A 23,871-nucleotide genomic window follows, 5' to 3' on the forward strand; every position below is an offset into this window, starting at 1 on the left:
AGTCCGTCTCGCTGAGCCATCGACGGCAGAGGCCCTGTCCTCGCGCCCTGCCGCCGGGAAAGCAAGTGGTTCCTCCTCATGAACGACCCCTCCCTCTGTATGGACGGCGGCGCCCTGTCGCCCGCCGAGGACGCCGCACTGATCTCCGAAGTCACCGAGCTGTGCGCCCGGTTGATCCGTTTCGACACCAGCAACTACGGCGGTGGCGACTCCCGTGGTGAGCGGGAGGCGGCCGAGTGGACCGCCGGGCTGCTCGCCGAGTCCGGCTACGAGCCGGTCGTGCTGGAGTCCGCGCCGGGCCGGGCCAGCACCGTCGTCCGTATCCCCGGCGAGGACCGCGACGCCCCGGCGCTGCTGGTCCACGGCCACCTCGACGTGGTTCCGGCCGAACCCGCCGACTGGAGCTTCGACCCGTTCTGCGGGGAGATACGCGACGGCGTGATCCTCGGTCGCGGGGCGCTGGACATGAAGGACATGGACGCGATGATGCTCGCGGCCGCCCGCTCCTGGGCGCGTCGCGGGGTGAAGCCGGCACGCGACATCGTGATGGCGTTCGTCGCGGACGAGGAGGACACCGGCGAGCTGGGCGCGGGCTTCCTCGTCGACCGGCACGCGGACCTCTTCGAGGGCGTCACCACCGCGATCGGCGAGTCCGGCGGCTACTCGGTCCATCTGCCGGACGCCTCCCGGCTCTACCCGATCGCCGTCGGCGAGCGCGGCAGCGCCTGGATGGACCTGACGGCGCGCGGCGCGGCGGGCCACGGCTCCCGGCCCGGCACGGACAACGCCGTCGCCACCCTGGCGGCCACCCTGGCCGCGCTGGCCGCGCACCGCTGGCCGGTGCGGACCGTGCCGGCGGTGGCCGCGCTGATCGAGGGGCTCTCCGCCCGTCTGGGCGTCACGGTCGACCCGGCGGACCCCGCGTCCCTCGCGCAGCTGGGCGAGGCGGCCAAGCTGGTCGAGGCCACCGTCGCCAACACGCTCAACCCGACCATGCTGAAGGCGGGTTACAAGCACAACGTCATTCCGAGCGAGGCGACGGCCGGTGTGGACGGCCGGATCCTGCCGGGCGCGGAGGAGGGCTTCTTCGCGACCGTGGACGCCCTGCTCGGCGAGAAGGTCTCGCGGTCCTTCCACAGTTTCGCGGCGCCGGTCTTCGCGGACCACACCTCGGCCGCGTTCGAGGAGATGGCGGCGGCGCTGCGCCGCGCCGATCCCGAGGCGCTGGTGCTGCCGTTCATCATGTCGGGCGGCACCGACGCGAAGGCGTTCGCCCGACTGGGCATCCAGTGCTACGGGTTCGGCCCCGGCCTGACCCCGCCCGGCTTCGACGCGTGGCGGTATGTGCACGGCGTCGACGAGCAGGTCCTCGTCAGCAGCCTGGAGTTCGGCGTTCGGGTGATGGAGGACTTCCTGCGCACCGGCACCGGCACGAACACCGGCACCGGGCCTCGGAGCGCGGTGCGGTGACCGCCCCGTACCGCCGCTGAACCCGGGCGGGCCGACGACGGCGCCGCGGACCGGCTCCTGTCTCCCCCGCCCACCAGAGCCCCACTGCCTCACCCTCCCCCCGCATGCACACGCATATTCATGCATGCACCAATGCATGAACCAATGCACACACCAATAGATGCACCGTACAGTCACCGTCGCGCCGCACGGCCCGTCCCCGGGTCCGCGGCCCGGCGACCCCGTCCCATCTCCCGTCCCATCTCCCGTCCCCTCGCGGCCCCGTGCCGCCGGCACCTCCAGGAGAAGTTCACGATGACCACGCCCGCCCCTGCGCACAGAATCGGCCGCAAGGCCGCCGCGCTCGCCACGTCACTGCTGCTCGGCACCGCCGCGGGCCTCACCCTCGCGCCGGCCGCCGTGGCCGACGACGGCGGCAGCACGCTCCGGATGCCGATCACCGGCATCGGCATCGACTCCCTGAACCCGTTCCTGGCCTACTTCGCGGGCAGCCTGGACGTGTTCTCCGGCATCTACCCGGCGCTGGACCGAGTGGAGCAGGACGGCAGCGTCAAGCCGTATCTGGCGGACTCCTGGACGACCTCCAGCGACAAGCTCACCTGGACCTTCAAGATCCACAAGGGTCTGAAGTGGAGCGACGGCAAGCCGATCACGGCCGAGGACGCCGCCTGGACGTTCAACCTGATCATGAGCAACTCCACGGCGGCCACCGCCAACGGCTCCCTGGTGAGCAACTTCGCCTCGGTCACCGCGCAGGACGACACCACGCTGGTCGTGAAGACCAAGAAGCCGCAGGCCACCATGCTGTCGGTCAGCATCCCGGTGTCGGGCATCCCGATCGTGCCGAAGCACATCTGGGAATCCCACGTCAAGGACCTGAAGAACTACAAGAACGACAGCTTCCCGATCGTCGGTTACGGCCCGTGGACGCTGACGGACTACAAGTCCGAGCAGTACGCCAAGTTCGACGCGAACAAGGACTTCCTGCTCGGCGCGCCCAAGTACGACCACATGATCGAGCAGTCGTTCAAGAACACGGACGCCGCGGTGGCGGCCCTGCGCTCGGGGCAGTTGGACTACGTCAGCGGTCTCAACCCCACCCAGTACCAGGCCCTCAAGGGCCAGTCCGGCATCAAGGCCTACGAGCAGGTCGGCAACCGCTGGAGCGGCATCGAGGTCAACGGCGGCGCCCGTACCCGCGACGGCAAGAAGATCGGCACCGGTCACCCGGCGCTCGGCGACGTCAAGGTGCGTGAGGCGCTGGCACGCGCCATCGACCGGGCGACCATCGTGAAGAAGGTCCGCAACGGCCTGGCGGAGGTCGGTGGCAGCTATCTGCCGCAGTCGCTGCCGCAGTACGCGTGGCAGCCCTCCGACTCCGAGAAGTTCGGCTTCGACCCCGCCAAGGCCAACTCCGTTCTGGACGAGGCGGGTTACAAGAAGGGCTCGGACGGCATACGGGTCGACCCGAAGTCGAAGCGCAAGCTGGACTTCCGCCTGGGCATCCACTCCGACGACGACGGCGACGCCAAGGTGTCCACGTACCTCGCGGGCTGGTTCAAGGAGATCGGCGTCAAGGTCGACATCCAGTCGATGAGTTCCGCCAAGCTCAACGCCGACCTGGCCAAGGGCGACTGGGACATCCTGATGGACTCCTGGTCGACCGGTCCCGACCCGACGTACCTGCTGGGCATCCAGACCTGCTCGGCGCTGCCCGACGCCAAGGGCGAGGGCGGCAGCACGGACTCGTTCTTCTGCGACAAGAACTACGACAACCTGTTCCTGCGTCAGCAGAGCGCCTTCGACGACAAGGAGCGGGCGGATCTGCTGCGGCAGATGCAGGCCATCCTGTACAAGGCCAACGAGAACATCATGATCTACAACGCCAGTGGTCTCGCCGCGTACCGCACCGACCGCGTGAGCGGCATCGTGGACGGCAAGGCGAACTCCGCCGGCGCCTACCCCGCGCAGGACTCCTTCCACCAGTACCTGAACGCGACGCCCGCCAAGGCCTCGTCCTCCTCCTCCGGCGGCAACTCCGGCACGCTGATCGGCGCTTCGGCCGCCGTGGTGGTCGTCCTGGCCGCGGGCGGAGTGTTCATGGCACGCCGCCGCTCCTCCTCCGACGACCGCGAGTAGACCGTGTCCGACACCATCGACGCCACCGGCGCCGTGACGGCCGCACCCGCCGCTTCGAGCGGCGGGCGCCGGCCCGGCTCCGGATTCGCCCGCTACCTGGTCACGAAGCTGGTGGCCGCGGCCGTCAGCTTCCTGGCCACCCTCGTCATCGGCTTCGTCCTGTTCAGCCTGATGCCGGCCGACCCGGTCCAGTCCATCACCCGCGGCCGACCCACCAGCGACGCGCAGATGGCGCAGCTGCGCCAGCAGCTCGGCCTGGACCAGTCGGTGCCCGAACGCTTCTTCCACTTCGTCACCGACACCCTGACCGGTCACCTGGGAGACTCCTGGGAGTTCCAGCAGCCGGTCAGCTCCCTCATCGGCGACCGGCTGTGGCCGACCCTGCTGCTGATGGGCACGGCCACCGCCATCTCGGTGGTACTCGGTCTCTGGCTCGGCGTCAGGTCCGGCTGGCGGCAAGGGAGTTGGCTGGACCGCATCGCCACCGGCGCCTCGCTGACGCTGTGGTCGGTGCCGACCTTCTGGCTCGGCATGATCCTGCTGATCACCTTCAGCGTCGGCATCGGCCCGTTCCCCGGCATCCTGCCGGCGGGCGGGATGAGCGACCCGGCGATCACCGGCGGCCTCGACCACGTCCTCGACGTGGCCAAGCACCTGGTCCTGCCCTGTCTCACCATGGTCCTGGTGGTCTTCGCCCAGTACGTCGCCGTCATGCGGTCGTCGATCATCGACGAACTGGGCAGCCCGTACCTGCTCACCGCGCGGGCCAAGGGCCTGCGGGACGACGACGTGCGCCGCAGGCACGCGCTGCCCAACGCGCTGCTGCCCTCGGTCACCATGATCTTCATGCACCTGGGCACCGTGCTCGGCGGTGCCATCACCGTGGAGACCGTCTACTCCTGGCCCGGCCTCGGCCAACTCAGCTACCAGGCCCTGAAGGTGCCCGATCTGCCGCTGCTCCAGGGCACGTTCATCGTCTTCAGCGCGTCGGTGATCCTCATGAACCTGCTCGCCGACGTGATCTACCGCTTCCTCGACCCCCGGGTGCGTGCCCAGTGACCGACCACGAACCCCTCACCATGGCCGTCTCCCCGCCGCAGGCCGGGGCCGACCCCGCGCCGCCGGTCCCACCGGCCGCGGCGACCCCGCGTCGCGCCGGATTCAGCAACTTCGTACGGTCCTTCGTGCGCATCCGCTCCGGCGTGGCCGGCCTCGGCATCCTGGTCGTGTTCGGCCTGCTGGCCGTCTGCGCGCCGCTGTTCATCTCGGACAACGACCTCGACGTCATCAAGGTCGACGGGCCCTCGCTGCACTCCCCGACCGGCGGTTACCCGCTCGGCACGGACCAGGAGGGACGCTCCATCCTCCTGCTGGTCATCTGGGGAGCCCGTTCCTCGCTGTCCATCGGTCTGATGGCGACCGTGCTGACAGTGGTGCTCGGCAGCACCGTCGGCCTGGTCGCCGGGCACTACGGCGGCTGGATCGGCAAGGCGTTGATGCACCTCACCGACTGGTTCATCGCGCTGCCGAGCCTGCCGCTGGCCATCTCGCTGTCGGCGGTGATCGGACAGGGCACCGCGTCCATCACCATCGCCATCGCGGTCACCAGCTGGTCGTCGACGGCACGGCTGGTGCGGGCGCAGACCCTCGCGGTGGAGGCCAAACCGTTCATCGAACGGGCCAGGGCGCTGGGCGCGGGCGGACCGCAGGTGATGCTGCGGCACGTCCTGCCGAACGTCACCCCGCTGATCCTGGTCTCCTCCACGCTGACGGTGGCCTCGGCGATCCTGTCCGAGGCGACCCTGACCTTCCTGGGTCTGGGCGACCCGACCGGCATCTCCTGGGGCGCCATGCTCAACTCGGCGCTGAGCGGCGGAGCCGTCACCGCCGGCGCCTGGTGGTACCTGTACCCGCCGGGCATCGCCATCCTGATCGTCGTCCTCGGCTTCACCCTGACCGGCCGCGCCGTGGAGACCATTCTCAACCCGAGGTCGGTGAAGACACGTTGAACGCGATGCTGGAGGTCAAGGACCTCAAGGTCACGTATCGCAGCGGCGGGCGCACGGTGCCCGCCGTGCGCGGGGTGGATCTCACGCTGGACGCCGGGCAGACGCTCGGCCTGGCCGGCGAGTCCGGCTCGGGCAAGTCCACCCTGGCGATGAGCCTGCTGCGGCTGCTTCCGGCCGCCGCCGAGGTCACCGGCCAGGTGCTCTACCAGGGCGAGGACCTGCTCACCGCGAACTGGAGCCGGATGCGCGCGGTGCGCTGGGCGGAGGCCTCCGTGGTCTTCCAGGGCGCGATGACCGCCCTCAACCCGGTGCACACCGTCGGCGACCAGATCGTCGAGCCGATCCTGCTGCACGGCCGCAGGGCCGGCGAGGAGGGCGGACGGATCACCGACAAGCAGGCCCGCGCCCGCGCGGCCGAGCTGCTGGAGTCGGTGGGCGTCCCGGCGCGGCGGATGCGCAGCTATCCGCACGAGTTCTCCGGCGGTCAGCGTCAGCGCATCATGATCGCGATGGCACTGGCCTGCCGCCCGAACCTGATCATCGCGGACGAGCCCACGACCGCGCTGGACGTGATGGTGCAGGCGCAGATCCTGGACCTGCTGTCGGACCTGGTACGCGACGAGGGCATCGGCGTGATCATGATCAGCCACGACCTGTCCGTGCTCGGCCAGATGTGCGACCGGCTGGCCGTGATGTACGCCGGTGAACTGGTCGAGTCCGGCCCGTCCCGGCAACTCCTCGACGACCCGAAGCACCCCTACACCCAGGCGCTGTCCCGTGCCTTCCCCACCATCGGCGACCCCGCCTCCCGCCGGGCACCGGCCGGCCTGCCGGGCGACCCGCCCGACCCGGCCGCGCTGGGCGCGGGCTGCCCCTTCGCGGCCCGCTGCCCCGACGTGCACGAGCTCTGCGACAGCACCCCCGTCGAGCTGTGGCCGGCCGGTCCCGGACGGCAGTCGGCGTGCCTGCGGGTCCTGCCCGGATTCCCGAACCTCTCCACGGCCTCGCCCGTGCCCGAACCGTCCCCGGAAGGAGCCCGCTCATGACCGTCACCACCACGGGCACGGTCACCGGATCCGACGCGGCCACGGCGCCCGCGCTGGAGGTCCGCGACCTGCACATCACCTACCCGCCCCGGGCAGGCCGCGGGCCCGCCCGCGCGGTGGACGGCGTCGACCTCCAGCTGGGCCGCGGCGAGATCCTCGCCCTGATCGGCGAGTCCGGCTGCGGCAAGTCCACCCTGGCGCGCGCCCTGACCGGGCTGGTCAAGCCCACGTCGGGCGAGGTGCTGTGCGACGGCGTGCCGCTGCGCTACACGAGCGCCGCGCTCAAGGCGCACCGCCGCCAGGTCCAGTTCGTCCTCCAGGACCCCGGCGGCGCCCTGAACCCACGGCAGAACGTGTTCGACGCGGTCGCCGAGGGTCCCCGGCTGCACCGGATGAAGGACGGCCTCGAACAGCGCGTGCACTCCGCCCTGTCCAAGGCCGGGCTGCGCCCTCCGGGGCAGTTCCTGTCGCGCTTCCCGCACGAGATGTCCGGCGGGCAGCAGCAGCGCGTGGTGATCGCGGGCGCGCTGGCGCTCGAACCCTCGGTGATCGTGGCCGACGAACCGGTGGCCTCTCTGGACGCCTCCGTGCGCGGCGAGATCCTCAAGCTCGTCCTCGACCTGCGCCGCGACCTCGGTCTGTCCTCCCTGGTGGTCAGTCACGACCTGGGCCTGGCCTGGAACATCGCCGACCGGGTGGCGGTGATGTACCTGGGCCGGATCGTCGAGGTGGGCACCGTGGAGGAGGTCCTGCTCGCGCCGAAACACCCGTACACCAAGGCCCTGCTGTCGGTGGTGTCCGCGGAGGGCGGGCGCGGCGAGCGACGGCCCCAGCTGCTCCAGGGCGAGCCGCCGGACCCCACGGACGTGCCCGCGGGCTGCCGGTTCCATCCGCGCTGCCCGGTGTGGGCCGGCCTCGACACGGCGGGCCGCGCGGAAGCGGGCTGCGACCGGCGGACACTGCCGGTCCTGCCGGCGCAGGCGCCCGCGGGCGGCCGGGCCGCGTGTCACCTCGCGAGCATGTCGTGAACGCGACGGCGACCCCGAGGTGCGCGGCCGGTGCCCGGCAGGCTCCTCCGCTGGTCGTCCGTGACGTGGACGGCCCCCTGGAAATGGCCGACTGCATCGCGCTGTACGACCGGGTCATGGGCCTGCGCCCCGGCGACGGCAGCCTCAACCCACGTCTGCTGACCGCCCTTCAGGACAACAGCGGCCTGGTCGTCGGCGCCTATCTCGGCGAGGCACTGGTGGGATTCACCTACAGCTTCCTCGCCCGCGAACGCGGCACCGACGGGCAGGGCCCACGCCTGTACCAGTACTCACAGCTGGCCGTGGTGGCGCACGAACGCCAGGGCCTCGGCATCGGACGGCTGCTCAAGCTCGGCCAGCGCGACCGCTGCCTCGCCGAGGGGACGACGCTGATCCGCTGGGCGTACGACCCGATGCAGACCCGTAACGCCCACTTCAACCTGGACGTGCTCGGCACGGTGGTGGACGCGTTCAAGCCCGCGATGTACGGCGCCTCGGGCTTCGGCGCCGCCACCGGCGAGTCCACCGACCGCTTCATCGTCTCCTGGCACCTGGACGCCCCGGCACGGCCCGCCGCGCCTGCTCCCGGTCCGCCGCCGGGCGGCTGGAACGTCGGCCAGGTGTACGACGACGGCGACGACCGGATCGTGATCCTGCCCGACGACTGGCACCGGCTGCGCGCCGAGGCCGGCCCGGAGCACGCCGCCCGGCTGCGCGGCCGCCTCACGCCCACCTTCGCCCGGCTGCTCGACGACCGCACGGCCGTCTCCTGCCTGCGGCTGCCGGGCGGGCTCGCCGCGTACCGCTTCATCCCCCGTGCCGCCGCACCCGGCACGGCCCCTCGCCCCTGACCGGGCCCCGCACGGTAGGACGACCCCACATGACCGTCACCCTTGCCGAGATCGAGCTGGCGCTGGTCCGGCTCGATCTGGTCCACTCCTTCGAGACCAGTTCGCACCGCAAGTCGTACCTGGAGCACATCGTCGTCCGCGCGACCGCCGAGGACGGCAGCGTCGGCTGGGGCGAGTGCGCCTCGCCGACCGACCCGTACTACTGCGACGAGTCCACCTGGAGCTGCTGGCAGGTGCTGGGCGAGTACCTCGCCCCGATGCTGCTCGGCCGGCCCTGGGAGCACCCCGAGGACGCGGCCCGGCTCACCGCCAAGGTGAGCGGCAACCACTTCGCCCGCGCCGGCCTCGACATGGCCTGCTGGGACCTGTACGGACAGCGGCGGGGCGAGCCGCTCGCGGACGTGCTCGGCGCCGGCGCCGACTCCGTGGCCGCCGGGGTCAGCCTCGGCATCGAGCCGACGATCGACGCGCTGCTCGCACAGGTCTCCCGCCACGTCGCCGACGGCTACCGCCGCATCAAGCTGAAGATCCGCCCCGGCTGGGACCTCGAACCCGTTCGCGCCGTCCAGGCCGCCTTCCCCGGCGTCCCCCTCCAGGTGGACGCCAACACCGCCTACCGGCCCGAACAGGAGCACGTGCTCGCCGAGTTGGACGGCCGCGGCCTGCTGATGATCGAGCAGCCGTACGCCGCCTCCGACCTGCTCTCCCACGCCCGGCTCGCCGCCCGGCTGGACACCCCGGTGTGCCTGGACGAGTCGGTCACCACCCCGGACGTCCTGCGCACCGCGCTGCACCTGGGCGCGGCCGACGTCGTCAACATCAAGGTGTCCCGGCTAGGCGGGCTCGGCCCCTCGAAGACGGTGCACGACCTGTGCCTGGACGCCGGGGTGCCGGTGTGGTGCGGCGGGATGCACGAGTTCGGCATCGGCCGGGCCGCCAACCTGGCCCTGGCCGGGCTGCCCGGCTTCACCCTGCCCTCGGACGTCTCCGGCTCCGACAAGTACTACCGGCGGGACATCGTCACGCCGCCGATCCGCGCCGTGGACGGCATGGTCGCCGTGCCCCGCTCCCGGCCCGGCATCGGCCTCGACGTGGACCTCGACCAACTGGGCCGCCACACCATGCGCACCTGGACCATCCGTCCGCGCGCCCAACTCACCACCCCTGAGGGGAAAGCAGCATGAAGGTCCTGATCTCCGCCGACATGGAGGGCGTCACCGGCGTCACCTTCCCCGACGACTGCGAACCCGGCCACGCCCGCTGGGAGTACAACCGGCAGTTCCTCACCGCCGACGTCAACGCCGCGATCGCCGGATTCGCCGCGGCCGGCGCCACCGAGATCCTCGTCAACGAGGCCCACGCCGACCAGCGCAACCTGCTCCTCGACCGGCTCGACACACGGGCCACGCTGCTGATCGGCACGCACAAGCCGCTCGGCATGATGGAGGGCATCGACCGCTCCCCCGACGCGGTCGCCTTCGTCGGCTACCACACCGGCGCCGGCCAGCCGGGCGTGCTCGCCCACACCTATCTGCCCAACACCATCACCGCGGTACGGATCAACGGCGAGCCGGCCTCAGAGGGCCGGATGAACGCGCTGCTCGCCGACGAGTACGGCGTCCCGGTGGTCCTGGTCACCGGCGACGACCTGTGCTGCGAGGACGCCCGTGACTGGGCGCCGCACGCCGCCCACGCCGTGGTCAAGACCTGCGTGGACCGCTACGCCGCGATCTGCCTGCCGCCCGAGATCAGCGCCGCCCGGATCACCGAGGCCGCCCGCGAAGGCCTCACCGCCCTGCCCGCCCCCACCGGCCCGCTCGCCCCGCCCTCCGAGGGCTACACCTACGAGGTGTGCTTCGACGCCGCCCACCTGGCGCCCGCCGCCAGCTACATCCCCGGCGTCGTCCAGACCGACCCGCTGACCGTTCGGTTCACGCTGCCGACGATGTACGAGGCGATCCGCTGCTTCCGCGCACTGACCCGGGTGGTCACCTCGGCCGTGGAGAACTGCTATGGCTGAGCCCACCGATCTCCTTTCCCTGGCCCGCACGTTTGGCGACCCGGTGCTGGAACGCTGGGAACACCTGGTCTCGTTGGAGACCCCGTCGAACGACGCGGACCGCGCGGCCGTGTTCGGCAAGGAACTTGCCGCGGGCCTCGCCGCCACGGCGGACCGCATCGAGCACCCGCCGGGACCGGGCGGCGACCACCTGGTGGCGTACTGGAACGGGCGCGCAACGGCGTCCGAGGACGACGGTTCGCGCAACGGGCACACGCTCCTGGTGGCCCACAGCGACACCGTCTTCCCGGCCGGGACGATCGCCCGACGCCCCTTCACGCTCGCCGAGGACGGCGACACGGTCACCGGCCCCGGGGTCTTCGACATGAAGGGCTCCCTGGTGGCAGTCGAACTGGCCATGGACCTGCTGTCCCGTACGGGCGGCACGCCCAGGCGTCCGGTACGCCTCCTGGTCGTCAACGACGAGGAGATCGGCAGCCCCGACGGCAGCCGCCTCGTGGCCCGGCACGCCGAGGGCGCCCACGCGGTGCTCGGTCTCGAACCACCCCTGCCCGGCGGCGCCTTGAAGATCGGCCGACGAGGGGTGGCCCGGGTACGGCTGAGCGTGCGCGGGGTCAGCGCCCACGCCGGCCTCGACGCCGCGCTCGGCGTCTCCGCGATCGACGAACTCGTCGACCAGCTGGCGGAGTTGCGATCGACGGCCGCCGCCTTCCCCGATGCCGCACTGAACGTCGGCACGATCACCGGCGGTACCCGCGCCAACGTGGTCGCCGACCACGCCGAGGCGGAGATCGGCCTGCGCTATGCCACCGCCGAGACCGAACGGGCCCTGCTGAGCGCCCTGTTGGAACCGACCCCGGTGCGGCCGCGAGCGACCCTGTCCGCCGAGACGCTGTCCCACCGCCCGGCCTGGGCGATGGACCCGGCCAACCCCCTGGCGGCCGAACTCACCACGCTCGCCGCCTCTCTGGGCCTGGACCTGCCCCTCGGCTCCTCCGGCGGCGCGGGCGACACCAACCTCACCGGCGCGCTCGGCATCCCGACGGTCGACGGCCTCGGCCCGGCGGGCGCCGGCGCCCACGGCGAGGACGAACACGCCTCGCTGTCCTCCCTGTTGGAGAGAGCGGCACTCATCGCCACGTTCCTGCGAACGCACTGACCCTCGCATCAGCCCACGCACCGACGACTCCCTCACTCCCTCACTCCCTCACTCCCTCACTCCCTCACTCCCTCACTCTCCAAGGATCCCCATGCCTGCCCTGCCCTCCGAGGGGCTCATCCGCCCCGCCGCGCCCAAGCCCGGTGACCGCGTCGCCGTCATCGCCGCCAGCGGACCGACCAACCAGGAGAATCTGGAGATCGGCCTCGAGTCGCTGCGCGGGCTCGGCCTCCACCCCGAGGTCTTCGCCTCCGCGCGGGCGAGCGGCGAATACCTCGCCGGAGACGACGCGCTGCGCGCCCGCGACCTGACCGCCGCCCTCACCGACCCGGCGTTCACGGCCGTCTTCTGCGCGAACGGCGGCTACGGCGCCCAGCGCACCCTGGAACTCGTCGACTGGGACGCCATCGGCACGCCCACCCCGCGCACCGTCATCGGATTCTCCGACGTCACGGCGCTGCTGGAGGCGGTGGCGGTGAAGCTGGGCTGGACGGGCCTGTTCGGACCGATGCCCGCCATCCGCGGCTTCCACCCCGGCCGCGCCGACTTCGACGGACTCGCCGCGCTGCTCACCGACCCGGCGTCCGTCAAGGAGCTGCGCTTCCCCGACTCCCGGCCCCTGGTCGGCGGGACCGCGGAGGGCGTCACCCTGGGCGGCACGGTCACCCTGCTCGCCTGCTCCTTGGGCACCGACACCTCGCTGTCCGCGCGCGGCGGCATCGTCCTGCTGGAGGACGTGGACGAGGAGACGTTCCGGCTCGACCGGTTCCTCACCCAGCTGCGCCGCGCGGGATACTTCGACGGCGCGGCCGGCATCGTCTGCGGCACCTTCACCGACTGCGGCACACGCGAGCGCGTCGAGGAACTCCTGCACGACCGCCTCGGCGACCTCGGCATCCCGGTCCTCGTCGGCGCGGACATCGGCCACGGCGTGCCGCTTCAGACGTTCCCCATCGGCACCCGGGCCCGGCTGGACGCCGACGCGGGCGTCCTCACGTTCCTGAATCCCGTACTCACCTGAGTCGGGCGGGAGAAGCACTTCGGCGGGAACACCGCGGGCCTGAGCGCAGACGACATCGGCCGCGTCCAGGCATCCCGTCCCCTGTCCTGCGGACGATGCCGGACCGCGCTCAGGCGGGGGCCGCGGGCGAGAAACGCTCGCGCACGGTCGGCAGGTGGGCTCACGGCTCACGGCTCACGGCTGACGGCTGACGGCTGACGTCCCCCGCCCGGCGGGTGTCCGCCGCGCAACCATCACGTCCGGGCGGCGCACGGCTGTCCTGACTGTCAGGCTTTGAGCCGACATCCCGACATCACCCTCGTCATCGACCCGGCCAACGCGGAGTTCTTCCGCGACGGCGTCTACGACTGCACCGGTGAGGGCATCCGCCGTCAATCAGACCGGCACACTCACCGAGACCCTGGCCACCTCTACGCAAAGAGGGCTGCTGCGAACGTACTTGGCGGCACGGCGATCAGCCGAAGGTCAGGACGTACGCCTGGATGCCGGGGTCGAGCCGGACGTCGAGGTGCGGGCTCTGCGGGGCACCCGGCGCGGGGCCACCGGCGAGAAACACGACGGGCAGAACGGGCAGGATGCACGGCGAGACCGCGGTGATCAGCCCTCCCAGCAGCCCGATGAGAACCAAGATGACCACGCGACGCCGCCTCTGCTGTCGGCACCCGACCTGTCCAGCTGCTCGACAGTGATCCGAAGCCAGAGCTCCAAGGGATTGGGGAATCGCCGCTGTCACTTGGCAGAAGCGGCAGGATTCGGCATCAGCGGTCGCGGATGCGAGCTCTCCGGCTACCGGCGAACATGTCCGCCCGCCGGTCAACTCACGCGAACCAGAACGCCGTTCGAAGCCGCACCGATCGCATGAGCGGATAGAGAACGCCCGTTAAGATCCCTGCTCGGGACAACGGTGCGGGGGGGGCGACGTGCTCTGGTGGACTCTGGAAGAGATACGACTACAGGTGACGGGACGCAGGGCCCGGTACTCGCAGGTGCTGTTGGAGCTGGCCTGGAATCCGGGCCCGGGGGCGGACTCCTCGCTCGCTGCTCACATGCTGGCCGTCGGTATGACGAACAGCGCGCAGTTGTGGGCGCCGATCGGGTCGGTCGTTCTCGTGGCGCCCGGAGCCGGCACGCACCCGGGGGTGGAACAGGCCGTGGACACGGTTCGGGAACGGTGGCCGGCGGCGGCGGTCACGGTGGTGGACGAGACGGTGGCCGCCCTCGTGGGGGCCGGCCTGGAGCCGGAACCGGCCGCGTGTGTCGTGGTGCACCAGGACGCGGTACGCACCTCGGTCGCTGTCGTCGCCGGACGCGAGGTGGTCGCCGAGCGGATCACGACCGGCGGCACGCGAGGTCTGGCCGACGCGATGGTCGAGCACCTGCGGGAGGTGCACCGGCTCGACGTCGGCCTGGAGCAGGCGTGGGCCGCCGTCGTCCACGGCGGTGCGTTCGCACCATCGCCGTGGATGCCAGGACCCGGGCCGGTGTACGGAACGGTGATCACCGAGGGCGGGCCCCCTCTTCGGCCGTCGGGCGAGGTCACGCTGTCGGCAGCCGAGATCCGCGCCGTGGTGACCCCCGCATACCAGCCCGTGGCGGGTCGCGTGGCACAGGTGTTGCGTGACGCGCCGCCGGAGACCGCCCGGCAGGCGAGCGCCGGCGGGTTGGTGGTGACCGGCCCGCACCCGCCCGGTGCGGAGAACCTCCTGACCGATCTGACCGGGTTGCCCGCTCACCGGGCCACCGAACCGAAGGCCGGGCTCGACCACCCCCGGGTCCTCCGCGACGGGGTGGCCCGTCTGCTCGCCGAGAACCCACCGGCCCCCGCCCTCGCCCTGGACGGCGTCACGGACCACGACGCCGACGCGGCAAGGCAGTTGCGCCTCCTGGAGCTTCTCGCCCTGCTGCCGAAGCGTGATCCGAACGCCGACGAGCGGTAGACCGCGCGGGGGAGTCATCCGGCCGGCGTCTGAGAGGCTTCCGCGGCCCGGCCACCGCAACGACGGCGATCGTCACGGCGGAGCGGACTTGAGGGGGGATCTGTGAGGACGACCGGGCGGACATGGGCCGTGCGGCTGTTGTGGACGGTACTCGCGGTACCGGTGAGCGCGGCGCTGACGGCGATGGCGTTCGGGCTCGTCTACGGCGCGTCACTGACGCCCGTCGGATGGCGGAACACGATGGTGCTGGGCTTCGGCGGGCTCGTGCTGGCCGGGGGTCTGTGCGGGCTGGGGTTCGCGCTGTACTCCTTGCGGGAGGAGAGCGTGGTACGGGAGACCGCGGTCGCCGCCTGCGTCGCGGTGTCCATGTTCGTGTTCTGGCTCGTCCTCAAGGATCAGGCGTTGCACGAGCGGGGCCGACCCGTCCGGGCGGTGGTGACGGCCCTGGAGGGCAGCGCCGGCGTGTACGACGGCGGAACGGAGGCGGTCCTGGCGGACGCCTCCGACCACCGGCCGCTCGGCGCCATCGGCGCGGGGAAACTCGCTGTCGGTGACCATCTCATCGTCACCGTCGATCCCCGGGGCAGGTACGGCGTCAGCGCCGGCCCGCCGCCCGCCACTCCCGAATGGCTCTGGAACGCGTCCGCCGTGATCGCCGCGCTTCAGGCCCTGCTCACCGCCTCGATCGGCTTCAGTGCGGCCAGGGCGCGAGAGCGCTGACCTCGGCGGGGGCCCGGTTGCCGGCGTGCCGGCGGCGCCTTGCCCGGGGCGGGGCGGGGCGGTTCAGCACTGCGATGGTCTCCGTCGACATGGTTCGGTAGGCCCTGCTCAGTGCAATTGCTCGGCCAGGCCGACGATGATGCCCTCGGGGCCGCGCAGGTAGCAGAGCAGAAAGCTGTCCTCGAACCGGGCGATCTCGCCGACGAGTTCGGCGCCGTGGGGGCGCACTCGGGCGACGGTGTCCTCGATGTCGTCGACGGCGAACATGACCCGGTGCGTGCCCAGAACGTTGTGCGGCCGGTCGCGCGGTACGTCGCTGATCACCGCGGGGCTGAGGTACTTCGCCAGTTCCAGTCGGCTGTGACCGTCGGGGGTCCGCAGCATCGAGATGTCACAGCGGACGCCGTCGAGTCCGGTGCACTGATCGGCGAAGACACCCTCGACCGCCGTCGTACCCTCCAGCTCCATACCGAGTTCCACGAAGAACGCGACGGCGGCGTCCATGTCCTCGACGACAATGCCCACGTTGTCCATCCGCTGAATCGCCACGCCGACTTCTCCTTCTGACCGCCGATGTCCCGGGGACGGAGCGGATGCCACGTTCTCGACATCCGCAGCCCGCCGAACTCCGAGAAGTCTGTATCACGCGTCATCACCGCGGCTGTAGACGCGCGTACGTGAAACGATCAACCGCGGCGTGCCATCCCCGTCTTTCGATGCTTCCTCGACGATTTCCACGTACGGGCTCTTCGGCTTGTGACGGAATCTCCCGTGCAGCCCCCGGGGTCACCGATGGCCACCCGACAGGCGTGTTTCATCCCGAAGCCCCGGCTTCGGCCACCCGGAACCATCCGGGCCGCAGTTCGGCCAGCAGCGGTCTCAGCGACTCGACCGCGGGCCGTAGGTCCGCCTCCGTCGCGTCAACCGGTTCAGGCAAACTCCGCCCATAGCGACGCAGCCGCCAGAGGTCGAAGGTCCACGTAGCCGATCACAAGGTCCTGCGCTGTTGTCACGTGTCCCTCCCGCAGCCGAATTCGGTCCGCCACGCTGCGATCGTGGATGGCAGGCGCCGATGTCAGAGCCCCTGCCCCGTAGCCCCAGCGGGCCCTGCCGGCGACGCACGAACGCGTCGAGATCGAGCCCTACCGTCGCCGATCCCCTAACGTTGCGAACTCGTGGCGCCGACGCCTGGCCTTGGCGTCACCGGTAGTCCTCCGGGTGACCCTGCATCCACGTATTGATCTTGTCCCGCGTTCCGGTGAGCAGCTTCTGGTGTTTCTTGAGGTTCTCGAAGGAGCTGTCGTCACCCAGTTCGGCCCGCTGTTCCGCGATCCAGGCGAGAGGTTCCTTGAAATGCCCGGGGCCCTGGGGATCCGCCTTCATCGCCCCGTCGAGCCCACTGAGCTCATCGCGCACCCGCCCGAGGAAGTACTCGCAGTTCCCCGGGGTGGTGCACCCGTCGTTGTAGGTGGCTTGGAGCCCAGCGAACGCATCGCGGACCTTCTCGACTCCCGGTGTCGGTTGTGCCGTGCTCGGGGCCTGCGACTCCTCGGTCACGGGGGCGGACGCCGTACTGCGGACGTCGTGGGCGGGTGACTTCCCGTCGCTCGCGGTCGTGCCTGGGCTGCCGGAACAGGAGAGCGACAGTGACGCCAAGGCCACGACGAGCGTGGAGGCGCCGAGAGCGTGCCGTACGCGGATATTGATCACGCCGCCTACGACTCCTCAGGAGGCTCACTGGTTGCACCGCGAATCGGAACTGCGCTGCGCTCTCATGGACATGGTCACCACCGGCACTCCGTACGACACTGAGCTCACCCGGTGCGGTGTACGACACTGAGCCAGGAGTCCGCCCCGCATCAGGACCCGGTCGTCACTGGCCCTCGACGGCGATGGTGAGTGCGTGCGTGCGACGCCGCGGCCGCCCCGTAGGCACCCGGCCCCACCCTGCGTCGGCGGGCACGAACCGCCAGGACAGCACCCCCGAGAGACGAGCCACTCATCGTGCGGTGGCCGTCGGGGAGGGCGCGGGCCTGTTGGTGGTGACGGGCGGGTTGAGTAGGTACGCGATATTGCGGGCCGCGTCGGTGATCTGCTGGTCGGTGGCGTCGAGGTCCTGGCCGGCGTGGAAGGCGAAGTGGATGCTGAGCAGGGCCATGCGGATGCGGAGTGCTTCCTCGACGGAGGCGTCGGGGCCTGTGAGGGCGGCGTAGAGGGCGTTGAGGCGCTCCAGGACGCTCTCCCGGTCGGGGCGCAGCTCCTTGAGGAGGTGGTGATTGGCGAGCGCGAAGCGCATGACCGGCAGTTTCTGCTCGGAGGCCATGCCGATCATGCGGTCGATGACCTGCGCGCGCACCTCCGGGCCGGAGGGCTGAGCGTGGACCCAGGAGACGAGCTCGTCGAGGGCGGCCACATGCTCGGTGAACAGCGAGCGGACGATGTCTTCCTTGCTGGGGAAGTGGTAGTACAGCGCGGCCTTGGTCACACCCAGTCGCTCGGCGATCTCCCGCAGCGAGGTCGACTCGTAGCCCTGCTCGGTGAAAAGCTCCAGGGCTACCGCACGGATCTCGGCCTTGGTGTCGCTGCCACGCCGCTGCGCCGCGCCCATGTGGTGTGCCTTTCTGCGGTGATGCCGCGGCCGGCTGCTGCCGTCACGGAGCCTGGCTTGCCAGCTTACCGCCCGGCAAGTAAGTTACTTGACGACAGGTAAGTGACAGAGAGTCATCATAGGGCCTCTGCCGCTCCACAGGCATGTCCGCTCATATGTCCTCTCCCCTGCGCGCCTCCTCTTCGGGCCCAGCAGCACGGACGCGGATCTGCCGTGCCCCCTGCATCACAGAGCGTCCCTGAGAAAGGCAACACCCATGGCGTCGGCCGAAGCTATCCCCACCGAGGAGAAGCCGCCCGGATTCACCCATCGCGAGATCATGGCGACCATGAGCGGTCTGGTCATCGCCATGCTGCTGGCCATGCTCGACAACATGATCGTGGCCCCCGCCCTGCCGACGATCGTGGGTGACCTGGGCGGCCTCAACCACCTCGCGTGGGTGACCACCGGCTACATCCTGGCCTCGACCGTGGCCACGCCGATCTGGGGCAAGCTAGGCGACCTGTACGGCCGCCGGATGACCTTCATCGTCTCGATCTCTATCTTCCTGATCGGCTCGGCGCTGTGCGGCATGTCGCAGAACATGGGCGAGCTGATCGGCTTCCGCGCCCTCCAGGGCCTGGGCGCCGGCGGTCTGATGGTGGGCGTCATGTCGGTGATGGCCGAGATCGTGCCGGCGCGTGAACGCGGCAAGTACCAGGGTGTGCTGATGGCCGTCATGCCCGCCGCCATGATCGGCGGCCCGCTGGCCGGCGGCTACATAACCGACCACCTCACCTGGCGCTGGGCGTTCTACGTCAACCTGCCGCTGGGCGTCGCCGCGCTCGCGGTGTGCTGGTTCACCCTGGCCAAGCTCTCCCGTGGCACCGGCAAGGTCCGCATCGACTGGATCGGTACGGCGCTGCTCAGCACCTGGATCACCGCGCTGGTCCTGATCACCAGTTGGGGCGGCAACGAGTACGACTGGGACTCGGCGATGATCATCGGCCTGGCCGTGCTGACCGTCGCGGCCTTCGTGGCGTTCGTGTTCGTCGAGCGCCGCGTCGCCGAGCCGATCATGCCGCTGTCGGTCTTCAACAACCGCAACTTCTCCCTCGCCGGAGCCCTGAGCTTCATCGTCGGCTTCGCCCTCTTCGGCGGCATCACCTTCCTGCCCCAGTTCCAGCAGTTCGTGCAGGGCTCCTCGGCCACCAACAGCGGCCTGCTGCTGCTCCCGATGATGCTCGCGTCCATGGCCCTGTCCATGGGCGGCGGCGCCATCATCAGCCGCACCGGCCACTACCGCGCCCTGCCCATCGCCGGCACCATCCTCATGGCCGCGGGCCTGGGCCTGTTCGCCACCATGGGCACCGGCACCTCACGGGCCACCACCTCGCTGTACATGGTCGTCCTCGGCGCAGGCATGGGCTGCCTCATGCAGACCACCATGCTCATCGCCCAGAACAACGCCCCGCTGCGCAACATGGGTGCCGCCACCGGCGCCGCCACCTTCCTGCGCAACATGGGCGGCTCCCTCGGCGTCTCGCTCCTCGGCTCGATCTACACCTCGGCCCTGACCGACTCGCTCACCTCCCACAGCGGCGGCGCGGCCGCCGGCAGTGGTTCCGTCCACGTGGCCCAGATGACCCCGCAGGCCCTGCGCGGCCTCCCGGAGGCCGCCCAGCACCTGTTCCAGCAGGCCGTCACCGACGGTGTCGACAAGGTCTTCGCGTGGGGCGCCGTCGTCTCCGCCGTCGGCCTGATCGTCGCCCTGTTCATCCGCCACACCCCGCTGCGCGGCTTCGGCGAGGCGAAGGCCGCCGAGAGCAAGGAAGCCCCGGTTCTCCAGACCGCCGAGTAGTCCAGGCGATCCGCGTACGCCGCCCGACGAGGGCGGCGGCACACACCCCGAGAGCGCGCACCTGGCCTGGGCCGGTCCACACGGACCGGCCCGGGCCGCTTTCGTCGTCGGCGAAGGCCGGCCCTTCCAGCTCTCCGCCTCCGACCGCTCCTTGCCGCACTCCCCCGGCCATCTAGGGGACCTCGACCGATCAGCCACGCCGGGTGGGAGCACTCCCGACGGCGGCGTGGGCATCGATGTGCGCGTCCAGCGCGGCGAAGGTGGCTTCGGGTCGCTCGATGTGCGGCAGATGGCCGGCCTCGGCGATCGGCTCGAACGTCCCCCGCGCGAAAGCCCCCGCGTAGGCCCGTCCGTAAGCGGGTGTGGCGATGCGGTCGCTCTCGCCCCACAGCACGAGAACCGGGATCCGCACCCGGCCGAGCCGGTTCAGAAGCTTCGGGTCGTGCATGTACGGGTCACCGGCCAGCGCGCGAAGGACGGCCATGTTGGCTCGCTGGAGCGCGATCCGGTCCTCGGTGAGCGTGGCCGGGTCCACGGCGAAACGGGCCGGATCGTGGAACGAGTACGCGGCGATCTCGTCCGGCCGGAGTCCGAAGATCTCGCGGACCGGCTCTCCCGGAACGTCCACGCCCGCGGCGTTGACCAGCACCAGCGAGCTGATCACCGCGCCGTCGTCGCGGAAGGCCATCTCGGCCGCGGTCCAGCCGCCGAGCGAGGAGCCGACGACGAGGACGTCACGGTGACCCTCGTCCCTGAGCCAGTGCAGATAGGCGATCGCCAGATCGTCGACACCGGTGAACCAGCCGGGGCGTTCGGTGCCGTTCCAGCCCGGATGCGTGGGAACGACGGCACGCATGCCGTGCCGGTCGGCCAGGTGCGCGGCGATGCCCTGGACGGTGGCGGGCCCGCCACCGCCGTGCAGGACGAGAGCGACACGGCCGTCGGCGGGGCCGGTCTCGGTGAGGTGGAGGGGAACGTCGGGGCGCGGGTGGACGGTACGGGTACGCATCTTGGTCTCGGTCATGAGCGACACGCTATCTACGCATACGTATATACGCAACCTTAGATCCTGGATTAGGATGTGACCATGACTGCGCACCCTGAGGAACGCGGGGCCCGAGCCACGGCCGGCAGGGCTGGAAGCGGGACAGGCAACAACCGGCCCGCCACGGGCACCCCGCCCGGCTCCGCCACTTCGGCCGCCGAAGCCCCAGGCTCGCCCCCCGCTCCCGTCGCATGCGCCGATCTCGAAGAGCTGGGGCGCGCGGTGAAGGAGGCGCAGTACCGGCACCACCGCGCGCTCGACACCCGCCTCGCGGCCGTGGGCACGACGCTGGCCCAGTGGGACGCGCTGCGAGCGATCGCCCGTACGCCCGGAGCGTCCGCGCACGAACTGGCGGTCGCCACGTTCCAGGGCGATCAGTCCTTCGGCACCCTGGCCTCCCGGCTCGCGGCCCAGCACCTCATCGAGCGCCGGCCCGGCCGCGGCCGACGCATCGAACACCACCTGACGGAGACGGGCGTACACGTCCTGGCGGCGGGGCGCGCCGTCACCCGCGATGTACTGGCCGCATCGTTCGGCCCCCTGGACGCATACGAACGGGCCACGCTGCTCGGCCTGTTGCGCCGCATCGGCGCTCCGGGCGAAGGGCTCGACGATCAGCGGCCGTGACGTCTCTCCGTTCCGAAACCGGTGCCGTCACGGCACCCGCACACGCGTGCAGTGCATCCGTTCCGCCTGCCCAGCGAGAAGAAAGGGACCTCCGGCACTGCTGAAGGCCTCCGCTCCGGCACCGCGAAAGGGACGTTCCATGATCCAAGTCGAACGCACACTCACCCTGCATCACCCCCTGCCGGAGGTGGTGGCCTACCTGGCCGACTTCTCTCACACGGAGGAATGGGACCCCGGCACGGTGAGCTGCCGTCCGGCCAGTGCCGGTGCCCCTCTCGCCCAGGGCGCCGAGTGGCTCAACGTCTCGACGTTCCGCGGACGGCGCACCGAACTCCGTTACCGGCTGGTCCGGTTCGAGGACCAGCGACTGACCTTCGTCGGACGCAATCGCACCGCCACGTCCACGGACGACCTGACCTTCCGTGAGGAGAACGGCGGCGCCACCGTCCTCACCTACCAGGCCCGCATCGAGTTCCACGGCCTGGCCCGGCTCGCCTCTCCTTTCCTGCGCGGGGAGTTCGAGCGCCTGGGCGACGAGGTGACCATCCGCATGCCACAAGCCGTGGACAGCCACTTCGGCTCCGACGGTGACCCGACGGACTGATCGCCTCAACGGGGCACCATCGCGGTGGGCGGGACGGCATACTCGCCCGCCCAGGCACCGTCGACTTTGAACCGACCAGCCGTCCGTGTGGACCACGGCCGGACGGTCGGCAGGGCCGCTTCCTGACACGTTGGGAAATGAGAGTGCGGGCTGCTGTCGATCCGCCCACGTCTCGTTCGACGTCATGGTGTGGGGCGTCTCGCTCCACACCACGACGCGACAGGATCTGACGAGGAAACGCGTGCATCAACTGCTGAGAGTCATGAACTTCAACATCTCGAGCGACGGAATCGGTGCCGGTGAGCACCAGAGTCTTGAGAGACCGTTCGGTCACGACCGTCCCGAGCGGCTGTTCGCATGGGCCGGAGCCACGGCGAGCTGGCCCATGCGCACGGACCCCGGCGGGAGCCGGGGCCTCGACGACTACTTCACGCGGGACTTCGCACGCGACATCGGTGCGGAGATCATGGGCCGCAACAAGTTCGGACCCCAGCGCGGCCCCTGGCCGGACCACGAGTGGCGCGGCTGGTGGGGTGACGAACCCCCGTTCCGCACCCCGGTGTTCGTCATGACCCACCACACGCGTCCGTCGTTCACGCTGTCCGACACCACGTTCCACTTCGTCGACGGCGACGCGGCCACGGTCCTCGAACGGGCGCGGGAAGCGGCTCAGGGCAAGGATGTCCGGCTCGGCGGCGGCGTCACCACCGTCCGGCAGTTCCTCGACGCCGACCTCGTCGACACCCTGCACGTGGCGGTCGCGCCGGTGAAGCTCGGGTCCGGACTACGGCTCTGGGAGTCGCCCGACGAGCTGCTCGACCGGTTTCACCTGGAGGTCGTGCCCAGCCCCAGCGGCGTGACGCACCACCTCTTCTGGCGAAGGTGACGCAGGGGTCCACGCGGGGCTGACCTGATGGACTGGTCGGGCACTCGACAAGGACCGGCCCGTTCAGCCGATTCGCACGCGGCTCGCGAGCGCGACACGCGATGAGGGCCCCACCGGCGTGTGCCAGTGGGGCCCTCATCATGTGCTGAAAACGGGCGGCCGTCCTCAGAGTCCGAGCGGGGCGGGGCCGCCGAGCAGGGACGAGGCGTTCTGGAGCGGGCTGAGCGCGCGCGGGGGCGCGACCGTCTCCGGGGTGCGGCAGGTGAAGCCGAGCCGGGCCATGGCGCGGGTCACTTCCCCGCTCGTGAAGTCGCGGCGGTCCTGGCGGGTGATGACCTCGCCGACCTGCTTGACGGGATAGTGGCAGCGGCCGATGATCACGGATTCGCCCGTGATCGGCTCGGGCTTGATCCCCTTCATCGACTCCAGCACTCCGCTCTTCGAGAGGTCGAACGGGAAGCGGGCGATTACACAGCGCATGAAACCTCACAAGTGGCGGGAGAGTGCCGGCGGGGCCGGGAACGGTCGGCCGGGACGCGACGGCCGGGACAGGACGGCTGGACGCTCAGCAGGAGAGGGCGAGAGCGGCCGGGGCGCGGCGCAGGCGCAGGACGTCGCGCAGACGGATCCGGTCCGTGTACAAGGAGCCGTCGCGGACCATGGTGAGCTGGGCCTCGGTGACCGAGTCGGTGTGCTCATCGTCCGCGTCGCACACGAGGAGACGACGGACACGGGCGCCCGCCATCACGGCCAGGGCCACCTCGACGGTCATGTCACTCCGTACCCGCGGCCCGGACGCGTCACCGGGGTCGGCGACGACGGTCGGGAGGGGGCCCACGGAACACGGCTGCGTCTGAACGA

At 70.8% G+C, this 23,871-nt stretch carries 24 protein-coding genes; 17 read left to right on the plus strand and 7 right to left on the minus strand.

All coding sequences use genetic code 11. The features are described 5' to 3' along the window. Positions 1-78: 78 nt before the first annotated feature. The 11 genes from ACZ4AA_RS21865 (at position 79) to ACZ4AA_RS21915 (ending at position 12,743) form a co-directional block, all read left to right on the plus strand. Positions 79-1,470, plus strand: a complete 1,392-nt coding sequence (locus tag ACZ4AA_RS21865; protein ID WP_467604706.1) for a M20/M25/M40 family metallo-hydrolase — start codon at positions 79-81, stop codon at positions 1,468-1,470. A 294-nt stretch (positions 1,471-1,764) separates the two neighbouring features. Further along, positions 1,765-3,609 (plus strand): ABC transporter substrate-binding protein, encoded by a 1,845-nt coding sequence (locus ACZ4AA_RS21870; protein WP_467604710.1) that lies wholly within the window; start codon positions 1,765-1,767, stop codon positions 3,607-3,609. Between the two features lie 3 nt (positions 3,610-3,612). Then, positions 3,613-4,668: an ABC transporter permease gene (locus ACZ4AA_RS21875; protein ID WP_467604713.1), complete on the plus strand. Its 1,056-nt coding sequence runs from the start codon at positions 3,613-3,615 to the stop codon at positions 4,666-4,668. Continuing rightward, the gene (locus tag ACZ4AA_RS21880; RefSeq protein WP_467604718.1) at positions 4,665-5,618 is read left to right on the plus strand and encodes an ABC transporter permease; all 954 of its coding nucleotides are present in this window, start codon (positions 4,665-4,667) and stop codon (positions 5,616-5,618) included. Before ACZ4AA_RS21875 ends, ACZ4AA_RS21880 begins: the two co-directional genes overlap by 4 nt. Positions 5,619-5,623: 5 nt before the next feature. Further along, on the plus strand, positions 5,624-6,664 hold the full coding sequence (locus ACZ4AA_RS21885; RefSeq protein WP_467604723.1) for an ABC transporter ATP-binding protein: 1,041 nt from the start codon (positions 5,624-5,626) through the stop codon (positions 6,662-6,664). Then, a complete protein-coding gene (locus ACZ4AA_RS21890) occupies positions 6,661-7,692 on the plus strand; it encodes an ABC transporter ATP-binding protein (protein ID WP_467604727.1) in 1,032 nt (343 codons plus the stop codon). The genes ACZ4AA_RS21885 and ACZ4AA_RS21890 overlap by 4 nt, the downstream gene beginning before the upstream one ends. Next, on the plus strand, positions 7,689-8,543 hold the full coding sequence (locus ACZ4AA_RS21895; protein WP_467604731.1) for a hypothetical protein: 855 nt from the start codon (positions 7,689-7,691) through the stop codon (positions 8,541-8,543). The genes ACZ4AA_RS21890 and ACZ4AA_RS21895 overlap by 4 nt, the downstream gene beginning before the upstream one ends. 29 nt (positions 8,544-8,572) lie before the next feature. Next, positions 8,573-9,727 carry an o-succinylbenzoate synthase gene (menC, locus tag ACZ4AA_RS21900; RefSeq protein ID WP_467604735.1) on the plus strand — a complete coding sequence of 385 codons (1,155 nt, stop codon included), beginning with the start codon at positions 8,573-8,575 and terminating at the stop codon, positions 9,725-9,727. Further along, positions 9,724-10,563, plus strand: a complete 840-nt coding sequence (locus ACZ4AA_RS21905) for a M55 family metallopeptidase (RefSeq protein WP_467604738.1) — start codon at positions 9,724-9,726, stop codon at positions 10,561-10,563. Before menC ends, ACZ4AA_RS21905 begins: the two co-directional genes overlap by 4 nt. After that, positions 10,556-11,722, plus strand: a complete 1,167-nt coding sequence (locus ACZ4AA_RS21910) for a M20/M25/M40 family metallo-hydrolase (RefSeq protein ID WP_467604743.1) — start codon at positions 10,556-10,558, stop codon at positions 11,720-11,722. The genes ACZ4AA_RS21905 and ACZ4AA_RS21910 overlap by 8 nt, the downstream gene beginning before the upstream one ends. A 91-nt stretch (positions 11,723-11,813) precedes the next feature. Further along, positions 11,814-12,743, plus strand: a complete 930-nt coding sequence (locus ACZ4AA_RS21915; protein ID WP_467604748.1) for a S66 peptidase family protein — start codon at positions 11,814-11,816, stop codon at positions 12,741-12,743. Positions 12,744-13,197: 454 nt separating this feature from the next. Here the strand turns inward: ACZ4AA_RS21915 and ACZ4AA_RS21920 are convergent, their stop codons facing one another. Beyond that, entirely contained in the window at positions 13,198-13,380 is a 183-nt protein-coding gene (locus tag ACZ4AA_RS21920) for a hypothetical protein (RefSeq protein WP_467605260.1), read from the minus strand. Positions 13,381-13,663: 283 nt separating this feature from the next. Here ACZ4AA_RS21920 and ACZ4AA_RS21925 point away from each other — a divergent pair, with 283 nt between their 5' ends. Both ACZ4AA_RS21925 and ACZ4AA_RS21930 read left to right on the plus strand, forming a co-directional pair. Next, positions 13,664-14,680 carry a rod shape-determining protein gene (locus ACZ4AA_RS21925; RefSeq protein ID WP_467604752.1) on the plus strand — a complete coding sequence of 339 codons (1,017 nt, stop codon included), beginning with the start codon at positions 13,664-13,666 and terminating at the stop codon, positions 14,678-14,680. Between the two features lie 102 nt (positions 14,681-14,782). After that, the gene (locus ACZ4AA_RS21930; protein ID WP_467604755.1) at positions 14,783-15,400 is read left to right on the plus strand and encodes a hypothetical protein; all 618 of its coding nucleotides are present in this window, start codon (positions 14,783-14,785) and stop codon (positions 15,398-15,400) included. A 108-nt stretch (positions 15,401-15,508) separates the two neighbouring features. Here ACZ4AA_RS21930 and ACZ4AA_RS21935 read toward each other — a convergent pair whose 3' ends face one another. The 3 genes from ACZ4AA_RS21935 to ACZ4AA_RS21945 all read right to left on the minus strand — a co-directional run bounded on the left by ACZ4AA_RS21935 (position 15,509) and on the right by ACZ4AA_RS21945 (position 18,008). Then, positions 15,509-15,949 carry a VOC family protein gene (locus ACZ4AA_RS21935; RefSeq protein ID WP_467604758.1) on the minus strand — a complete coding sequence of 147 codons (441 nt, stop codon included), beginning with the start codon at positions 15,947-15,949 and terminating at the stop codon, positions 15,509-15,511. A 651-nt stretch (positions 15,950-16,600) separates the two neighbouring features. Continuing rightward, a complete protein-coding gene (locus tag ACZ4AA_RS21940) occupies positions 16,601-17,110 on the minus strand; it encodes a hypothetical protein (protein ID WP_467604762.1) in 510 nt (169 codons plus the stop codon). 289 nt (positions 17,111-17,399) lie between these two features. Next, positions 17,400-18,008, minus strand: a complete 609-nt coding sequence (locus ACZ4AA_RS21945; protein WP_467604768.1) for a TetR/AcrR family transcriptional regulator — start codon at positions 18,006-18,008, stop codon at positions 17,400-17,402. A gap of 256 nt (positions 18,009-18,264) precedes the next feature. On the opposite strand from ACZ4AA_RS21945, the gene ACZ4AA_RS21950 reads away from it, so the two are divergent. Then, the gene (locus ACZ4AA_RS21950; RefSeq protein ID WP_467604771.1) at positions 18,265-19,848 is read left to right on the plus strand and encodes an MDR family MFS transporter; all 1,584 of its coding nucleotides are present in this window, start codon (positions 18,265-18,267) and stop codon (positions 19,846-19,848) included. 190 nt (positions 19,849-20,038) lie between these two features. Here ACZ4AA_RS21950 and ACZ4AA_RS21955 read toward each other — a convergent pair whose 3' ends face one another. Further along, positions 20,039-20,872: an alpha/beta fold hydrolase gene (locus tag ACZ4AA_RS21955; RefSeq protein WP_467604774.1), complete on the minus strand. Its 834-nt coding sequence runs from the start codon at positions 20,870-20,872 to the stop codon at positions 20,039-20,041. A gap of 231 nt (positions 20,873-21,103) precedes the next feature. Here ACZ4AA_RS21955 and ACZ4AA_RS21960 point away from each other — a divergent pair, with 231 nt between their 5' ends. The 3 genes from ACZ4AA_RS21960 to ACZ4AA_RS21970 all read left to right on the plus strand — a co-directional run bounded on the left by ACZ4AA_RS21960 (position 21,104) and on the right by ACZ4AA_RS21970 (position 23,010). Continuing rightward, positions 21,104-21,520, plus strand: a complete 417-nt coding sequence (locus ACZ4AA_RS21960; protein ID WP_467605244.1) for a MarR family winged helix-turn-helix transcriptional regulator — start codon at positions 21,104-21,106, stop codon at positions 21,518-21,520. A gap of 139 nt (positions 21,521-21,659) precedes the next feature. After that, positions 21,660-22,124, plus strand: coding sequence for an SRPBCC family protein (locus tag ACZ4AA_RS21965; RefSeq protein ID WP_467604777.1), 465 nt, complete (start codon positions 21,660-21,662; stop codon positions 22,122-22,124). 241 nt (positions 22,125-22,365) lie between these two features. Continuing rightward, positions 22,366-23,010: a dihydrofolate reductase family protein gene (locus ACZ4AA_RS21970; RefSeq protein WP_467604780.1), complete on the plus strand. Its 645-nt coding sequence runs from the start codon at positions 22,366-22,368 to the stop codon at positions 23,008-23,010. Positions 23,011-23,175: 165 nt separating this feature from the next. Here ACZ4AA_RS21970 and ACZ4AA_RS21975 read toward each other — a convergent pair whose 3' ends face one another. After that, the gene (locus tag ACZ4AA_RS21975) at positions 23,176-23,490 is read right to left on the minus strand and encodes an SCO5918 family protein (protein WP_467604784.1); all 315 of its coding nucleotides are present in this window, start codon (positions 23,488-23,490) and stop codon (positions 23,176-23,178) included. Between the two features lie 85 nt (positions 23,491-23,575). Further along, complete coding sequence (locus ACZ4AA_RS21980; RefSeq protein ID WP_467604786.1) at positions 23,576-23,782, minus strand: hypothetical protein; 207 nt, start codon at positions 23,780-23,782, stop codon at positions 23,576-23,578. Positions 23,783-23,871 lie beyond the last annotated feature (89 nt).

The sequence above is a fragment of the Streptomyces sp. NPDC024698 genome (genome assembly GCF_055559015.1).

What these genes read in the sequence shown, in the direction of transcription:
- ACZ4AA_RS21865 (WP_467604706.1), top strand. Translation starts at nt 79, where the DNA reads ATGAACGACCCCTCCCTCTGTATGGACGGCGGCGCCCTGTCGCCCGCC.
- ACZ4AA_RS21870 (WP_467604710.1), top strand. Translation starts at nt 1,765, where the DNA reads ATGACCACGCCCGCCCCTGCGCACAGAATCGGCCGCAAGGCCGCCGCG.
- ACZ4AA_RS21885 (WP_467604723.1), top strand. Translation starts at nt 5,624, where the DNA reads ATGCTGGAGGTCAAGGACCTCAAGGTCACGTATCGCAGCGGCGGGCGC.
- ACZ4AA_RS21890 (WP_467604727.1), top strand. Translation starts at nt 6,661, where the DNA reads ATGACCGTCACCACCACGGGCACGGTCACCGGATCCGACGCGGCCACG.
- menC (WP_467604735.1), top strand. Translation starts at nt 8,573, where the DNA reads ATGACCGTCACCCTTGCCGAGATCGAGCTGGCGCTGGTCCGGCTCGAT.
- ACZ4AA_RS21905 (WP_467604738.1), top strand. Translation starts at nt 9,724, where the DNA reads ATGAAGGTCCTGATCTCCGCCGACATGGAGGGCGTCACCGGCGTCACC.
- ACZ4AA_RS21910 (WP_467604743.1), top strand. Translation starts at nt 10,556, where the DNA reads ATGGCTGAGCCCACCGATCTCCTTTCCCTGGCCCGCACGTTTGGCGAC.
- ACZ4AA_RS21915 (WP_467604748.1), top strand. Translation starts at nt 11,814, where the DNA reads ATGCCTGCCCTGCCCTCCGAGGGGCTCATCCGCCCCGCCGCGCCCAAG.
- ACZ4AA_RS21945 (WP_467604768.1), bottom strand. Translation starts at nt 18,008, where the DNA reads ATGGGCGCGGCGCAGCGGCGTGGCAGCGACACCAAGGCCGAGATCCGT.
- ACZ4AA_RS21950 (WP_467604771.1), top strand. Translation starts at nt 18,265, where the DNA reads ATGGCGTCGGCCGAAGCTATCCCCACCGAGGAGAAGCCGCCCGGATTC.
- ACZ4AA_RS21955 (WP_467604774.1), bottom strand. Translation starts at nt 20,872, where the DNA reads ATGACCGAGACCAAGATGCGTACCCGTACCGTCCACCCGCGCCCCGAC.
- ACZ4AA_RS21965 (WP_467604777.1), top strand. Translation starts at nt 21,660, where the DNA reads ATGATCCAAGTCGAACGCACACTCACCCTGCATCACCCCCTGCCGGAG.
- ACZ4AA_RS21975 (WP_467604784.1), bottom strand. Translation starts at nt 23,490, where the DNA reads ATGCGCTGTGTAATCGCCCGCTTCCCGTTCGACCTCTCGAAGAGCGGA.
- ACZ4AA_RS21980 (WP_467604786.1), bottom strand. Translation starts at nt 23,782, where the DNA reads ATGACCGTCGAGGTGGCCCTGGCCGTGATGGCGGGCGCCCGTGTCCGT.